The sequence below is a fragment of the Pseudomonas sp. SLFW genome (genome assembly GCF_009905615.1).
GTDB lineage: Bacteria > Pseudomonadota > Gammaproteobacteria > Pseudomonadales > Pseudomonadaceae > Aquipseudomonas > Aquipseudomonas bambusae.
Genome location: NZ_JAAAKW010000028.1, coordinates 37,542 through 51,832, shown reverse-complemented (window position 1 = coordinate 51,832; position 14,291 = coordinate 37,542). Strand labels below are relative to the sequence as shown.

Annotated in this window: 17 protein-coding genes; 3 read left to right on the top strand and 14 right to left on the bottom strand. The window is 59.7% G+C overall.

The window, feature by feature from the left end; genetic code table 11:
* The 4 genes from GVN17_RS27210 to pilV form a co-directional block, all read right to left on the bottom strand.
* On the bottom strand, positions 1–413 hold a 413-nt coding region (locus GVN17_RS27210; protein WP_166598386.1), incomplete at its 3' end, for a type IV pilin protein.
* Positions 414–424: 11 nt separating this feature from the next.
* The gene (locus GVN17_RS27205; RefSeq protein ID WP_166598385.1) at positions 425–913 is read right to left on the bottom strand and encodes a PilX N-terminal domain-containing pilus assembly protein; all 489 of its coding nucleotides are present in this window, start codon (positions 911–913) and stop codon (positions 425–427) included.
* Positions 914–923: 10 nt separating this feature from the next.
* The gene (locus GVN17_RS27200) at positions 924–1,625 is read right to left on the bottom strand and encodes a PilW family protein (RefSeq protein ID WP_166598384.1); all 702 of its coding nucleotides are present in this window, start codon (positions 1,623–1,625) and stop codon (positions 924–926) included.
* Positions 1,622–2,077 (bottom strand): type IV pilus modification protein PilV, encoded by a 456-nt coding sequence (pilV, locus tag GVN17_RS27195; RefSeq protein ID WP_166598383.1) that lies wholly within the window; start codon positions 2,075–2,077, stop codon positions 1,622–1,624. The genes GVN17_RS27200 and pilV overlap by 4 nt, the downstream gene beginning before the upstream one ends.
* Before the next feature lie 169 nt (positions 2,078–2,246).
* Here pilV and GVN17_RS27190 point away from each other — a divergent pair, with 169 nt between their 5' ends.
* A complete protein-coding gene (locus GVN17_RS27190; protein WP_166598389.1) occupies positions 2,247–2,750 on the top strand; it encodes a GspH/FimT family pseudopilin in 504 nt (167 codons plus the stop codon).
* A gap of 6 nt (positions 2,751–2,756) precedes the next feature.
* On the opposite strand, the gene ispH is transcribed toward GVN17_RS27190, so the two are convergent.
* From ispH to ribF, 5 genes are all read right to left on the bottom strand, one after another.
* Complete coding sequence (ispH, locus tag GVN17_RS27185) at positions 2,757–3,704, bottom strand: 4-hydroxy-3-methylbut-2-enyl diphosphate reductase (RefSeq protein WP_166598382.1); 948 nt, start codon at positions 3,702–3,704, stop codon at positions 2,757–2,759.
* An 82-nt stretch (positions 3,705–3,786) separates the two neighbouring features.
* Positions 3,787–4,239: an FKBP-type peptidyl-prolyl cis-trans isomerase gene (fkpB, locus tag GVN17_RS27180; RefSeq protein ID WP_166598381.1), complete on the bottom strand. Its 453-nt coding sequence runs from the start codon at positions 4,237–4,239 to the stop codon at positions 3,787–3,789.
* A complete protein-coding gene (lspA, locus tag GVN17_RS27175) occupies positions 4,232–4,747 on the bottom strand; it encodes a signal peptidase II (protein ID WP_166598380.1) in 516 nt (171 codons plus the stop codon). Before lspA ends, fkpB begins: the two co-directional genes overlap by 8 nt.
* On the bottom strand, positions 4,740–7,571 hold the full coding sequence (gene ileS / locus GVN17_RS27170; RefSeq protein WP_166598379.1) for an isoleucine--tRNA ligase: 2,832 nt from the start codon (positions 7,569–7,571) through the stop codon (positions 4,740–4,742). Before ileS ends, lspA begins: the two co-directional genes overlap by 8 nt.
* A 13-nt stretch (positions 7,572–7,584) precedes the next feature.
* Entirely contained in the window at positions 7,585–8,520 is a 936-nt protein-coding gene (gene ribF / locus GVN17_RS27165) for a bifunctional riboflavin kinase/FAD synthetase (protein WP_166598378.1), read from the bottom strand.
* On the opposite strand from ribF, the gene GVN17_RS27160 reads away from it, so the two are divergent.
* Complete coding sequence (locus GVN17_RS27160) at positions 8,428–8,646, top strand: hypothetical protein (RefSeq protein ID WP_166598341.1); 219 nt, start codon at positions 8,428–8,430, stop codon at positions 8,644–8,646. The two genes, ribF and GVN17_RS27160, sit on opposite strands and share 93 nt — an antisense overlap.
* Here GVN17_RS27160 and murJ read toward each other — a convergent pair.
* Positions 8,639–10,183 carry a murein biosynthesis integral membrane protein MurJ gene (gene murJ / locus GVN17_RS27155; RefSeq protein ID WP_166598377.1) on the bottom strand — a complete coding sequence of 515 codons (1,545 nt, stop codon included), beginning with the start codon at positions 10,181–10,183 and terminating at the stop codon, positions 8,639–8,641. The genes GVN17_RS27160 and murJ overlap by 8 nt on opposite strands.
* 250 nt (positions 10,184–10,433) lie before the next feature.
* Here murJ and rpsT point away from each other — a divergent pair, with 250 nt between their 5' ends.
* Positions 10,434–10,709, top strand: a complete 276-nt coding sequence (gene rpsT / locus GVN17_RS27150; RefSeq protein WP_166598376.1) for a 30S ribosomal protein S20 — start codon at positions 10,434–10,436, stop codon at positions 10,707–10,709.
* 124 nt (positions 10,710–10,833) lie between these two features.
* Here the strand turns inward: rpsT and GVN17_RS27145 are convergent, their stop codons facing one another.
* The 4 genes from GVN17_RS27145 to rpmA form a co-directional block, all read right to left on the bottom strand.
* Positions 10,834–11,304, bottom strand: a complete 471-nt coding sequence (locus tag GVN17_RS27145) for a CreA family protein (protein WP_166598375.1) — start codon at positions 11,302–11,304, stop codon at positions 10,834–10,836.
* Between the two features lie 27 nt (positions 11,305–11,331).
* The gene (proB, locus tag GVN17_RS27140) at positions 11,332–12,450 is read right to left on the bottom strand and encodes a glutamate 5-kinase (RefSeq protein WP_166598374.1); all 1,119 of its coding nucleotides are present in this window, start codon (positions 12,448–12,450) and stop codon (positions 11,332–11,334) included.
* A gap of 86 nt (positions 12,451–12,536) precedes the next feature.
* Positions 12,537–13,760, bottom strand: coding sequence for an Obg family GTPase CgtA (gene cgtA, locus GVN17_RS27135; RefSeq protein WP_166598373.1), 1,224 nt, complete (start codon positions 13,758–13,760; stop codon positions 12,537–12,539).
* A gap of 246 nt (positions 13,761–14,006) precedes the next feature.
* Entirely contained in the window at positions 14,007–14,279 is a 273-nt protein-coding gene (rpmA, locus tag GVN17_RS27130) for a 50S ribosomal protein L27 (protein ID WP_166598372.1), read from the bottom strand.
* Positions 14,280–14,291 lie beyond the last annotated feature (12 nt).

Here is a 14,291-nt window from a genome sequence, read left to right as displayed (position 1 = left end):
CGCCCCCAACACCCCTGCACACTGGCATCCCCCGACACCCCCACATTGTCGCGTTTGCCAGTGTTCTCCAGCACAAACCCGCCACACTTATCCCCCGCCATCAGCGTCTCGGCCATCGGGGTCGCCACCAATTTGAACCCCTGCTCCGAACGCTCAGCCTCAATCGCATAAAACCCATTTCCCACCGACACCTCATGCTCCCGCACCGGAGGGCCTTGGGTGTTGGTGTATTGCCCTGCCCGTGAATAAAACCGTTCCAGCCGATGGGCCTCTTCAACCAGCAAGGCTGCGATTTCGGCGCGGCGGGTTTTGCGCAGGTGTTCGGTGTAGGACGGGTAGGCGATGGCGGCCAGGATCGCGATCAGGGCGACGGCGATCAGCAGTTCGATCAGGGTGAAGCCTCGTTCGGTCATTCGCGCGCCCTTCAATACCGTTGTCGCCACAGGATCCGGCGCTCGTGGGTGTGGACGCTTTCCAGTACGGTTCGTGAGGTGCCGTGCAGACCGATGGCCGTGACACGGTAGAGTTTTTGGGGTTGATCCGGGCGTGGCATGCCGATGGGGTCTTCGGTTTCGCCGAGATGCTGGATGCCGAAGAAGCCACCTTGGCTAGCAATCCATCTCACCCCGGATGCCCCTCCTTCACCGGCGGCCAAAAGCGTCAATGCTTCCGAGGGCGGCAGGCAGGCTGCAGGCGTAGGGCATTCGGGCTGCGAGAACCCGGGCGCCAGCACGCTCGCCTCGGCTGTTCGCAACACCGCCTCTGCCGCTTGAAATGAGGCATCGCGCAATGCCAGGCCACCTGCGACTTTTTCCTGCAGCGTGGCGTTCTGCATGGACGACGTCCCCAACAATGTCAGCAGGAGCAGGAAGATCAGGCTGACGATTAACACCACTCCGCGCTGTGTGTTCATGGCTCGCTCCTTAGCCGAGGCGGTTGCGAACAGCAGCCACCAGGTTGAAGGTCTGCTCCTGCGTCCGGTCAGCGGGATCGAACAGGGTCAACGTCAGGCGCACGCTACGAATGCGTGCGGGGTCAGGCTGATGGGTGTAGCGAGCGATACCCGGCTCACTCGCCGAGTCCGCCACGCCGAACAGCACGCTGAACGCGCGAATGTTGCTCAACAATGGTTGACCATCGAGGGTCAGCTCGTGGCGCTGTTCGTTGAGTCGATACACATGCCGCTGAACCGGCAACGCGATTTCCCCTGCCTGAAGCGACGGGGCATGGCCGCGGGACCATGCCGTGGCCAAGGTGAGACAGTCGGTGTGCACGATCCACTCATGCCACGGGCTATCCGCGCCCACGGGAGCGGTCATCACCGTAAGGGATTTCTGCCGGGCGTCCCACTGAACGGGGGTGTTGAAAGCGTCGGAAAACCTGCCGCCGACACTGGAATCCTGCACGCGACCCAGACAGCCGAACATCCCGGCCAAACGAATCTCCCGGACCATTTTGGCGAGAACGAAACGGGCGTCTTCCTGCAGGCTGGCGGACGCGTTCTGACTGAGGTTTGTGCTTTTGGCGGTGGTGAATACTTGCGCCAGCGCCAAGGACATCACCAAGCTGATCAACAGCGCCAGCATGATTTCGACCAGCCCGAATCCTTTGGTGTGGGTGATCATGGTCCTGCGCTCCGAGCGGGTCGGACCAAACTGTCCAGGGTCAAGGTGCGTCGCACTGCGTCTTCGCCCTGGGCTCGCGAATCATTCCAGTCCACCGCGACCCTGAGTCGGGCACCGGCATGGACGACAGTTGCCTCGACATCGTCGCCCAGCATGCGGCGCAACTGATCGGCAAAATCAAACAAATCCTGATCACGGGGGTTGTTGAGGTCGCCCGAACTGGGGGCTTGGCTGAGTGAACCCAGACCGTAATCAACGTCGGAATTGGCGCGGACCCGCTCGAACAGGTCGCTGACGACAAAGCTGGCCTGGCTGCTGCGCATCGCGCTGTCAGTCTGCTTCAGCGCGTTGAGTTGCACGATCGCCGCACCGAGAATGCCGATGGACAGCACCAACAGCGCGACCAGCACCTCAATCAACGTCAACCCCGTTTGCCTCGAAACGCGACTCATCGAACACCCCTATCACTCGTGCGCAGCCACCAGTGAAGCCGATCATTTGAAGGCTGCCCGACGGGTGTGTAACGCCTGTTTGCTGACACACCGACTGACAATCGATGAACTTGCCAGGCATCTGGAATGGGGGTTTCCTAGGGCGCGATGGGGTCAGGGAGAGGCGACTATGCGGCAGGCAGGACTGACGTTGGTTGAGCTGCTGATTGGGCTGGTGTTGATCGGCATCGCGGCGGCACTGGCCGCTCCCTCGTTTAGCGCCCTGGTGGATTCACAGCGTCGTCAGGACACTGCCCAACAGTTGGTCAGCGGCCTGCGTCTGGCCAGGGTCGAGGCTATTCTACGGAGTCAGCCCGTGATCATGCAGGCGCAACACCGCTCGTGGGGTGAAGGCTGGCAGGTGTTCGTGGACACTAACCGTAACCAGTTCCGGGATGACGATGAGGTGATAGTGGCCGAGCGCAGCGGGCATAGGAACGTCACAGTGGTGGGCAACGGACGGGTGTCCCGACGCATAGGATTCGACAGCTCGGGAAGGCTGCTCAACAACGCCAATGGCACGTTGGGGGTGTGCCTGAAAGACACCGCCGCCAGTCACTACCAGATCGCGATTGCCGTTACCGGGCGCGTGACGCTCCGCAGCAGCGGGTTCACCACCGAACCCTGCGCCTGACCCGTTTTACTGAATCTGTTTGACCCGCAGTTCCTTGGGCATCGAGAACGTAATGTTTTCTTCGCGCCCCGAAAGTTCATCCGCGCCCACTGCACCCCAGGCCTGCAACTGCTGAATCACGCCGCGCACCAGCACCTCAGGTGCGGACGCACCGGCCGTGATGCCAATGCGCTCAACGCCATCGAACCAGCTGCGCTGCATGTCTTCGGCCCCGTCAATCAGGTAAGCCGGGGTCGCCATGCGCTCGGCCAACTCGCGCAGACGGTTGGAGTTGGAGCTGTTCGGGCTGCCCACCACCAACACCACGTCGCATTCGTCAGCCAGTTGCTTGACCGCATCCTGACGGTTTTGCGTGGCGTAACAGATATCGTCTTTACGCGGACCGCCGATGGCCGGAAAGCGCGCGCGCAGGGCGTCGATCACCCTGCTGGTGTCATCCATGGACAACGTCGTCTGGGTCACGAATGCCAGTTTTTCCGGGTTGACCACCTGCAGATTGGCAACGTCTTCTTCGTCCTCGACCAGATAAATCGCCCCACCATTGCTGGCGTCGTACTGGCCCATGGTGCCTTCGACTTCCGGGTGGCCTTCGTGGCCGATCAAAATGCACTCGCGGCCGTCACGGCTGTAGCGAGCGACTTCGATGTGCACCTTGGTCACCAGTGGGCAAGTGGCGTCGAAGACTTTCAAGCCACGGCCCGCCGCCTCGGTACGCACGGCTTGGGAAACACCGTGGGCACTGAAGATGACGATCACGTCGTCCGGCACTTGATCCAGCTCTTCGACGAAGATCGCGCCACGGCTGCGCAGGTCTTCGACAACAAATTTGTTATGAACCACTTCATGACGCACGTAAATCGGCGGGCCAAACACTTCCAGCGCGCGATTGACGATTTCGATCGCACGGTCCACTCCGGCACAGAAGCCACGTGGGTTGGCGAGTTTGATTTGCATGATGTGCCTCGTGTCTACGCGCAATGAAACATAAAAACGAAAAGGCCCCGAACGGGGTCGGGGCCGGACGCTCTGGCAATGCTCAGAGCGCCTTCACCTCAAGGATTTCGACTTCGAACGTCAGCGTTTTGCCCGACAACGGATGGTTGAAGTCGACGGTTACCTGATCGTCGTCAAACGCCTTCACCACACCCGGCAATTCAGTATTGGCCGCATCATTGAAGATCACCAGCAAACCCTCGGAGAGCTCCATGTTCTGGAACTGCGAGCGCGGCATGATCTGCACGTTCTGCGGGTTGGGCTGACCGAAAGCGTTTTCCGGCGGCACTTCGACCTTGCGCTTGTCACCCGCCTTGAAGCCGAAAATCAGCGCCTCGAAACCTGGCAGCAGGTTGCCGTCGCCGACCTTGAAGGTTGCCGGGGCTTTGTCGAAGGTGCTGTCGACGGTGTTGCCGTCTTCCAGATGCAGAGCGAAATGCAGCGTAACTTCCGTGTTCTGACCGATGCGTGTTTCTTGAATGGCGTGTTCAGTCATGAACGGGTTCTCCGGTTTTCTTGCTCTTGAACATGTCCAGAGCAAGCATGATCGCGCCGACAGTGATCGCGCTGTCAGCAAAGTTGAAGGCCGGGAAGTACCAGCGGGTATCCCAGTGCACCAACACGAAGTCGATGACGTGACCGATCGCGATACGGTCATACAGGTTGCCCAGTGCACCACCCAGCACCAATGCCAGCGCAATCGCGAGCCAGGTCTCGTTGCGACCCAACCGCTTGAGCCAGACCACCAGCACGGCACTGACCACCACGGCGATCAGGGCGAACAGCCAGCGCTGCCAGCCGGAGCTGTCGGCCAGAAAGCTGAACGCCGCGCCGGTGTTGTAGGCCAGGGTCCAGCTGAAATAGCTGGGGATGACCACGATCTGTTGATAAAGGCTAAGCGCGTTCTCGAAGTAGAACTTGCTGGCCTGGTCAATGACCACCACCAGCACGCTCAACCACAGCCAGCTCAAGCGGCCCAGACGGCCAGCCGACGCATTAGGCATAGTGACGAACCTCACCCGCGCCGCTGATGTTGTCCACACAACGACCGCAGATTTCCGGATGCTCGGCGTGCACGCCAACGTCTTCACGGAAGTGCCAGCAACGGGCGCACTTGGTGTAGCCGGATTTGACCACTTTCAGCTTCAAGCCCGCGACTTCAGTCACGACGGCATCAGCAGGAGCACTGATAAACGGCGCCACGCTGGCTTTGGACGTGATCAACACGAAACGCAGCTCATCGCCCAACTTGGCCAGATCACCGGTCAGGTCGTCTTCGGCGTACAGCGTCACTTCAGCCTGCAGGTTGCCACCGATGGCTTTCGCCGCACGCTGGTTCTCCAGTTCTTTGTTGACGGCTGTCTTGACCGCCATGACCCGCTCCCAATAGGCGCGGTCCAGTTCGAAGCCTTCCGGCAACTCGCTCAGGCCTTCGTACCAGGTGTTGAGCATGACCGACTCGTTACGCTCGCCCGGCATGTATTGCCACAGCTCGTCAGCGGTAAACGCCAGGATCGGCGCGATCCAGCGCACCAGCGCTTCGGAGATGTGGAACAAGGCAGTCTGGCACGAACGACGGGCCTTGCTGTTGGCGCCGGTGGTGTACTGGCGATCCTTGATGATGTCCAGGTAGAAACCGCCCAGCTCCTGCACGCAGAAGTTGTGCACTTTCGAGTAGACGTTCCAGAAACGGTATTCGCCGTAATGCTCTTCGAGCTCGCGTTGCAGCAGCAATGCGCGGTCCACGGCCCAACGGTCCAGTGCGAGCATTTCATCGGCCGGCAGGATGTCAGTGGCCGGGTTGAAACCGCTCAGGTTGGAGAGGAGGAAACGCGCCGTGTTACGGATACGACGGTACGCGTCAGCGCTGCGTTGCAGGATGGTTTCAGAAACGGCCATCTCGCCCGAGTAGTCGGTGGCCGACACCCACAGACGCATGATGTCGGCGCCCAGCGTGTCATTCACTTTCTGCGGCGCGATCACGTTGCCCAGGGATTTGGACATCTTGCGACCGTTCTCGTCCACGGTGAAGCCGTGGGTCAGCAGCTCGCGATACGGAGCGTGGCCATCGATGGCGCTGCCCGTCAGCAGGGACGAATGGAACCAGCCGCGATGCTGGTCGGAACCTTCCAGGTACAGGTCGGCGCGTGGCCCCTGGTCGTGGCCCATCGGATGCGAGCCGCGCAGGACGTGCCAGTGCGTGGTGCCCGAATCGAACCAGACGTCCAGCGTGTCCGAGATTTTGTCGTACTGCGGCGCTTCGTCGCCCAGCAATTCAGCCGCGTCCATCTTGAACCAGGCTTCGATGCCTTCGTTTTCGACGCGTTTGGCCACTTCTTCCATCAGCTCGACGGTGCGTGGATGCAGCTCGCCGCTTTCCTTGTTCAGGAAGAACGGGATCGGCACGCCCCAGTTGCGCTGACGAGAGATGCACCAGTCAGGACGGTTGGCGATCATCGAGTGCAGACGAGCCTGCCCCCATGTCGGTACGAACTTGGTCTCTTCGATGGCTTTGACGGCGCGATTACGCAGGGTATCGCCCGACACAGGCTGCTTGTCCATGCCGACGAACCACTGCGCGGTGGCGCGGTAGATCAGCGGAGTCTTGTGGCGCCAGCAGTGCATGTAGCTGTGGGTGATGGTTTCGGTGTGCAGCAGCGCGCCGACTTCCTGAAGCTTTTCGACGACGGCCGGGTTGGCCTTCCAGATGAACTGACCGCCAAAGAACTCCAGCGACTGCGCGTACACGCCGTTGCTCTGAACCGGGGTCAGGATGTCATCGTTGGTCATGCCGTAACGTTTGCACGTCACGAAGTCGTCTTCGCCGTAAGCCGGAGCGGAGTGGACCACGCCCGTGCCCGCGCCCAACTCGACGTAGTCAGCCAGGTAAACCGGAGACAGACGGTCATAGAACGGATGACGGAAGTTGATCAGCTCCAGCGCCGCGCCCGGCGCAGTGGCCAGCACTGTGCCTTCGAGGTTCCAGCGTTTGAGGCTGGCTTCCACCAACTCTTCGGCCAGCACGAGCAGACGCTCGCCGGTGTAGACCAGCGAGTAGGTGAACTCAGGGTGAACGTTGAGCGCCTGGTTCGCCGGAATGGTCCACGGGGTGGTGGTCCAGATCACGATAGCGGCAGGTTTGCTCAGGCTGGACAGGCCGAAAGCGGCAGCGAGCTTGTCAGCATCGGCGGCCGGAAAGGCCACGTCGATGGTCGACGACTTCTTGTCCTGGTATTCAACTTCCGCTTCAGCCAGCGCCGAACCGCAATCGAAGCACCAGTTCACGGGTTTGAGCCCCTTGAACACGAAACCGTTCTTGACCATTTCAGCCAGCGCACGGATTTCTCCAGCTTCGTTGGCGAAGTCCATGGTGCGATAAGGGTTGGCCCAATCGCCCAGCACGCCCAGACGAATGAACTCGGCTTTCTGGCCTTCGATCTGCTCGGCAGCGTAGGCGCGGCACAGTTCGCGGGTCTTGTCTGCGGGCAGGTTCTTGCCGTGGGTGACTTCGACCTTGTGTTCGATCGGCAGACCGTGGCAGTCCCAGCCCGGAACGTAAGGCGCGTCAAAGCCCGAGAGCGTCTTCGAACGGACGATCATGTCCTTGAGAATCTTGTTGACCGCATGACCGATGTGAATATTGCCGTTGGCGTACGGAGGACCGTCGTGCAGTACGAACTTTGGACGATCCTTGCCAATTTCACGCAGCTTCTGGTACAGGCCAATGCTGTCCCAGCGCTGCAGAGTTTGCGGCTCGCGCTGGGGCAGGCCGGCCTTCATCGGGAAGGCGGTGTCCGGAAGATTAAGCGTGGCTTTGTAATCGGTCATTTCAGGCTCTAGGTTAGCGGTTGACCATGCCCCAATGGGCACGGGCGGCAGCGACGTCCGCATTGATCGCCGTCTTAAGCGCCTCAAGCGAGGCGAAACGCTGCTCATCACGCAGCTTTTGGTGGAAGACCACCGTCAGGCGCCGGCCATAGATATCACCGGCAAAATCCAGAAGATGTATTTCAAGGTGAGGGCGTCCATCCCCCGCCACGGTTGGCCGCACGCCAATATTGGCAACACCCGGCCAGACCTTGCCGTCGATGTGCGCACTGACCAGGTAAACCCCGGTCAACGGCACGCGGCGGCGCTTGAGCTGCACGTTGGCCGTGGGCGTACCCAACTGACGCGCCAGCTTCTGGCCATGCAGGACACGGCCGGTGATCTCGAATGGACGACCAAGCAAACGTTCGGCAAGGGCAAAATCGCCGGCAGCCAGGGCATTACGCACCTTGGTGCTGCTGACGCGTTCGCCTTCGATCTCTACTGTCTGCGCCGCTTCGACCGTGAAGCCTTTTTCGGCACCGACCTTTTGCAGGAACGCGAAATCGCCTACCCGGTCGCAGCCAAACCGGAAATCGTCACCGACCTCCAGATGCTTGACGTTCAGACCGCCGATCAACACGGTGTCGACAAACTCGGCAGCGCTCAATTTGCTCAATCGCTGGTTGAATGGCAGGCAAAGCACCAGGTCAACGCCCTCGGCTGCCAGCAGATCAAGCTTGTCTCGTAGACGAGCCAGGCGCGCGGGGGCCGTCTCCGGCGCGAAGAACTCACGCGGCTGCGGCTCGAAAATCACGACGCAACTGGGCAGGCTCAATTCCACGGCGCGCTCGCGCAGTCGCGCCAGGATAGCCTGGTGACCACGATGAACGCCGTCGAAATTGCCAATGGTGGCGACGCAGCCCCGATGCTGGGGGCGCAAGTTGTGAAGGCCTCGAACCAGCTGCATAACGCGCTTCTTGCTCATAAAGTGGCCGATTATAACCACACACTGCCGTCAACGACAGGCGACACATTCAGCCAAACAGCAACAATCGGCGTTAACCGGCAAAAACCGACGATTGATCCTACATGATCGCCTTGCGGGCGAAATCCTTGAGGCGAAAACCCAACAGCAGCAACATCCCGAAATAAGCGACGACACCGGCTGCAACCAGCCCGCCTAACCGGATGAAACGTTCGAGCATCTGCCCATCGGACCACGACGGCATGACATGCATCAGGCCCAGCAGGACCGCAGACATTACGGAAACCGCCACGACCAGCTTGACCAGAAACACCGGCCAGCCTGGCTGCGGCTGATACAAATCCTGTTTGCGCAGCTGCCAATAAAGAAGCAGCGCGTTCAGACACGCGCCCATGCTGATCGCCAGCGCCAGTCCCGCATGGGCCAGGTGCACGCCGTAGACGAATAAAACGTTGAACACCTGAGTCACTATGAGGGTGAAGACAGCGATTTTCACCGGCGTGCGAATATTTTGTTGAGCGTAGAAGCCGGGGGCCAGCACCTTGATCACGATGATGCCGAGCAGCCCGACGGCGTAACCAATCAGCGCACGCTGAGTCATGGCGGCATCGTGGCCATCGAACTTGCCGTACTGGAACAACGAGATGGTCAGCGGCTCGGACAGCAATCCCAGCGCCAGGGTGCAAGGCAGTACCAGCACGAAACACAGGCGCAGGCCCCAGTCCAGAATGCGCGAATACTCTTGACGGTCCCGGCTGGCGTACGTCTTGGAGAGAATCGGCAGCAGGATCGTCCCCAACGCCACACCCAACACGCCCGACGGCAACTCCATCAGGCGGTCGGCGTAGTACATCCACGACACCGAACCGGCGGCCAGAAACGACGCGAAAATAGTGTTGATGATCAGGGAAATCTGACTGACCGACACACCCAGCATCGCCGGTAGCATCTGTTTCATCACGCGCCAGACGCCTGCGTCCTTCAGGTTCAGCCTTGGCAATACCAGCATGCCGATCTTCTTGAGGTGCGGCAGTTGATACAGCAGCTGCAGCAAGCCGCCTGCCAGCACGGCCCATCCCAAGGCCATGACCGGCGGATGAAAATACGGGGTCAGGAACAGTGCGAAGAAGATCATCGCCAGGTTAAGCAGCGTCGGCACGAAGGCCGGAACAGAGAACCGGTTCCAAGTGTTGAGGATGGCCCCCGCCAGCGACGACAGCGAGATCAGCAATATATAAGGAAAGGTCACCCGCAGCAGATCGGAGGTCAGCTGGAATTTTTCCGGCGTGTCGGCAAAGCCCGGCGCAGTCGCCCAGATCACCCAAGGTGCGAATAGGATGCCCAGCACCGTGACCAAAGCCAGTGCCAGGGTCAGCAATCCCGTGACATAAGCGACAAATGTGCGGGTCGCCTCCTCTCCCTGCTGACTTTTATATTCCGCAAGGATCGGGACGAACGCTTGAGAGAACGCACCCTCCGCGAAAATCCGGCGCAGAAGGTTGGGCAACTTGAAGGCGATGAAGAAGGCATCTGTTGCCATTCCTGCCCCGAAAGCACGGGCAATGATGGTGTCGCGGATAAAACCCAGAACCCGCGAAAGCATTGTGATAGAGCTTACGGCGGCGAGTGACTTGAGTAGATTCATCGAAAGGTTGTGCGCCCGACCAAAGGAAGCGCCATAGCGCGTTCCATTTATGCGATACTCCGCGCCGCAAAACAGCACTGAGCCAAAACCCGCGAGTTTACAGGTCGCACGCCGGAAAGAAATCACCTCGGCATCACACGGCGACCACTCAGCGGAACGCATCAACTGCCCTTGACAAGCATCAAACTCATCGGCATGATTCGCGGCCTATTTTGTTAGCTATTTCCCAAGTCTTTCGAGGAGCTCGACGGTGGCCAACACACCTTCCGCCAAAAAACGTGCAAAACAGGCTGAGAAGCGTCGCAGCCACAACGCCAGCCTGCGTTCCATGGTTCGTACCTACATCAAGAACGTAGTGAAAGCCATCGACGCCAAAGACGCTGCTAAAGCGCAAGCTGCTTATGTTCTGGCCGTGCCAGTTATCGACCGTATGGCCGATAAAGGCATCATCCACAAGAACAAAGCTGCTCGCCATAAGAGCCGCCTGAACGGTCATGTCAAGGCTCTGAACCAAGCTGCAGCCTAAGCGACTGTTTATTAAAAAACCGACCTCAGGTCGGTTTTTTATTGCCTGCGATTTGGCAGCACATCCTGACCAAAACAACGGCAAGAGCAAATGAATTCGCTCCTACCGAGTTGACGCAGTCTCGTCACGGCGCTGGCGCGGGCGCCCAAGGCAGGATCGGAATCGCGGTCACCGCATTCTGCGGGCTGCCCTCAATCACACGATCGCTGTAGACCAGATACACGAGCGTATTGCGCTTCTTGTCGAGGAAACGCACGACTTGCATGGTCTTGAACACCAGCGATGTGCGCTCCTTGAACACCTCATCGCCATCCTTGAGCTCACCCTTGAAGTGGATAGGCCCAACCTGGCGACAGGCAATCGACGCTTCCGCGCGATCCTCTGCCAACCCTAACCCACCCTTCAGCCCACCCGTCTTGGCGCGCGACAGATAGCAGGTCACGCCATCGACCTTGGGATCGTCAAACGCCTCGACCACAATCCGGTCGTTGGGGCCGACGAATTTGAACACCGTCGAAACCTGACCAATCTCTTCAGCCGACGCCAGCACGGGCAACATCAGCAGCGCACCCAGCATTCCTTTTACGAATCGCATTGCAGCTTCCTGTTCAGAGAGCCTGACTCACACCAGAATCAGGTTGTCGCGATGAACCAACTCAGGCTCAGCTATATAACCCAACTCCTTCACGATGGAGTCGGAGGACAGACCGATAATCTTCTGCGCTTCAAGCGCGCTGTAGTTGCTCAGCCCGCGAGCGACTTCGCGACCGTCCGCCGCAACACACACCACCATCTCGCCACGGCGGAAACTGCCCTGCACCACCTTCACCCCTACAGGTAACAGGCTCTTGTGGCTTTCAGTGAGGGCCTTGACCGCCCCATCATCCAGCACCAGCGTGCCGCGAGTCTGCAAATGCCCGGCCAGCCACTGCTTGCGCGCCGCCAACATCTCGCGCTCGGGCGACAGCAGCGTACCCAACCGCTCACCCGCCTTGAGGCGTGCCAGCACACGCTCGATGCGACCACCGACGATCACCGTGTGCGCACCCGAACGCGCCGCCAGACGCGCCGCACGCAGCTTCGTCTGCATGCCACCGCGCCCCAGCGCCCCGCCCGTACCGCCTGCTACGGCATCCAGCGCCGGATCATCGGCACGTGCTTCGTAGATCAATTGGGCTTCAGGATTATTGCGTGGGTCGGCGTCGAACATACCGTCACGATCCGTGAGAATGACCAGCAGATCGGCTTCGACCAGGTTGGCTACCAGCGCCGCCAGCGTGTCGTTGTCACCGAAGCGGATTTCGTCGGTCACGACCGTGTCGTTTTCGTTGATGACCGGCACAACACCCAGTTCGACCAGCGTGCGCAGGGTGCTCCGCGCATTGAGGTAGCGCTTGCGGTCGGACAAGTCGTCATGGGTCAGCAGAATTTGCGCGGTATGACGGTCATGCTCAGCGAAGCTCGATTCCCAAGCCTGCACCAGACCCATCTGACCAATCGCCGCCGCCGCTTGAAGCTCATGCATGGCACTCGGTCGCGCAGCCCAGCCCAGTCGACTCATCCCGGCCGCTACCGCACCTGACGAAACCAGAACCAGCTCGACGCCCGCTTCATGCAGCGCCACCATCTGCTCGACCCAAACACCCATCGCGTTGCGATCAAGACCCTTGCCGTCCGCTGTCAGTAGCGCACTTCCGATCTTCACAACCCAACGCTGGGCACCTGTCACCTTGCTCCGCATGATCTTTCAACCTTAAGCCAGAGAGTACAAATCCAAGACACTAAAACGCCGCTGATTTCAGCGGCGTTGTAGTTTACTTCAGTCGATCACTCACGGACGTAAATGATTTCCGGACCGTCTTCATCGTCCTCGAAATCTTCATCCCAATCATCATCGCCCATGTCATGCACGCTCTTGACGCCACTGCGGCGCAGCGCACGCTTGTCGTCCAGCGCCTGCAACTGTGCGCGGGCCTCGTCTTCAATGCGCTGATCCAGCTCTGCCAGCTCTTCGGCATAGGCCGGGTCATTGGCCAGACGATCAGCACGATCCTCCAGATAACGCATGATGTCGTGGCTCAGACGCTCGGTGCCCTGCTTGGCAATCGCCGCGATCATGTACACCGGGCCGGTCCAGTTCAGACGCTCGACAATCTGCGCCTTGACCGCTTCATGCTGATCTTCCGACAGCATGTCGCACTTGTTCAGCACCAGCCAGCGATCGCGATCCGACAGCGCCGGGCTGAACTTGACCAGTTCGTTGACGATCACTTCCGCCGCATCGGCAGGATCGCTTTCATCCAGCGGCGCCATGTCGACGAGGTGCAGCAGCAGGCGAGTACGCGCCAAGTGCTTGAGGAAGCGAATGCCGAGACCCGCTCCATCGGATGCACCTTCGATCAGGCCCGGGATGTCGGCGACGACGAAGCTCTTCCAGCGGTCAACACTGACCACGCCCAGGTTCGGCACCAGCGTGGTGAAGGGGTAGTCGGCAACTTTCGGCTTGGCAGCCGATACCGAACGAATGAAGGTGCTCTTGCCCGCGTTCGGCAAGCCCAGCAGACCGACGTCCGCCAGCACTTTCATTTCCAGTTTCAGGTCACGCTGCTCACCCGGCTTGCCCGGCGTCGTTTGACGCGGTGCACGGTTGGTACTGGATTTGAAGCGGGTGTTGCCCAGACCGTGCCAGCCGCCATGAGCCACTAACAGGCGCTGACCGGCCTTGGTCAGGTCACCGATGATTTCCTGGGTACTGGCGTCGATCACAGTGGTGCCGACCGGAACGCGCAGGACCAGATCTTCACCCTTGCGGCCGGTGCAATCCGTGCTGCCGCCGTTCGAACCACGCTCGGCATCGAAATGACGGGTGTAGCGATAGTCGACCAGAGTGTTGAGGTTCTCGTCGGCGATCATGTAGATCGAGCCGCCATCACCACCATCACCCCCGTTGGGACCACCGTTTTCGATGAATTTTTCGCGACGGAAGCTCATGCAACCGTTGCCGCCGTCACCGGCCTTCACCCGAATGGATACTTCATCAACAAATTTCATAACGCACGCCTCCCGTCACAAAGACGAGCAAACAACATAAATTCATAAGGCTCTTGCAAAGATGAGCGTTGCGATACCGATCAAAAACCAGCGACTTCACACCACAACGGCCCACACAAACAGCTTTGCAAGAGACTCACCAAAAACCAAAGCTTCTACAAACGAAAAAGCCCTGTCATCGACAGGGCTTTTTTGCTCGGACGGCGTGAGCGCGAGAACGCACCCGAACCACCCGAGACTGCAAGATTATGCCGCGGCTTGAGCCTTAGGCACGATGCTTACATAGCGACGACCGAAGGCGCCTTTGACTTCGAACTTGATCACGCCTTCGACTTTAGCGAACAGGGTGTGATCTTTGCCCATGCCAACGCCGTAACCAGCGTGGAATTGGGTGCCGCGCTGACGCACGATGATGTTGCCCGGAATGATTACCTGGCCACCGTACATCTTGACGCCAAGACGTTTGGCTTCTGAGTCGCGACCGTTACGGGTACTACCACCAGCTTTTTTGTGTGCCATGAGTTCAATACT

What these genes read in the sequence shown, in the direction of transcription:
- GVN17_RS27205 (WP_166598385.1), bottom strand. Translation starts at nt 913, where the DNA reads ATGAACACACAGCGCGGAGTGGTGTTAATCGTCAGCCTGATCTTCCTG.
- GVN17_RS27200 (WP_166598384.1), bottom strand. Translation starts at nt 1,625, where the DNA reads ATGATCACCCACACCAAAGGATTCGGGCTGGTCGAAATCATGCTGGCG.
- pilV (WP_166598383.1), bottom strand. Translation starts at nt 2,077, where the DNA reads ATGAGTCGCGTTTCGAGGCAAACGGGGTTGACGTTGATTGAGGTGCTG.
- GVN17_RS27190 (WP_166598389.1), top strand. Translation starts at nt 2,247, where the DNA reads ATGCGGCAGGCAGGACTGACGTTGGTTGAGCTGCTGATTGGGCTGGTG.
- ispH (WP_166598382.1), bottom strand. Translation starts at nt 3,704, where the DNA reads ATGCAAATCAAACTCGCCAACCCACGTGGCTTCTGTGCCGGAGTGGAC.
- fkpB (WP_166598381.1), bottom strand. Translation starts at nt 4,239, where the DNA reads ATGACTGAACACGCCATTCAAGAAACACGCATCGGTCAGAACACGGAA.
- lspA (WP_166598380.1), bottom strand. Translation starts at nt 4,747, where the DNA reads ATGCCTAATGCGTCGGCTGGCCGTCTGGGCCGCTTGAGCTGGCTGTGG.
- ileS (WP_166598379.1), bottom strand. Translation starts at nt 7,571, where the DNA reads ATGACCGATTACAAAGCCACGCTTAATCTTCCGGACACCGCCTTCCCG.
- ribF (WP_166598378.1), bottom strand. Translation starts at nt 8,520, where the DNA reads ATGCAGCTGGTTCGAGGCCTTCACAACTTGCGCCCCCAGCATCGGGGC.
- murJ (WP_166598377.1), bottom strand. Translation starts at nt 10,183, where the DNA reads ATGAATCTACTCAAGTCACTCGCCGCCGTAAGCTCTATCACAATGCTT.
- GVN17_RS27145 (WP_166598375.1), bottom strand. Translation starts at nt 11,304, where the DNA reads ATGCGATTCGTAAAAGGAATGCTGGGTGCGCTGCTGATGTTGCCCGTG.
- proB (WP_166598374.1), bottom strand. Translation starts at nt 12,450, where the DNA reads ATGCGGAGCAAGGTGACAGGTGCCCAGCGTTGGGTTGTGAAGATCGGA.
- cgtA (WP_166598373.1), bottom strand. Translation starts at nt 13,760, where the DNA reads ATGAAATTTGTTGATGAAGTATCCATTCGGGTGAAGGCCGGTGACGGC.
- rpmA (WP_166598372.1), bottom strand. Translation starts at nt 14,279, where the DNA reads ATGGCACACAAAAAAGCTGGTGGTAGTACCCGTAACGGTCGCGACTCA.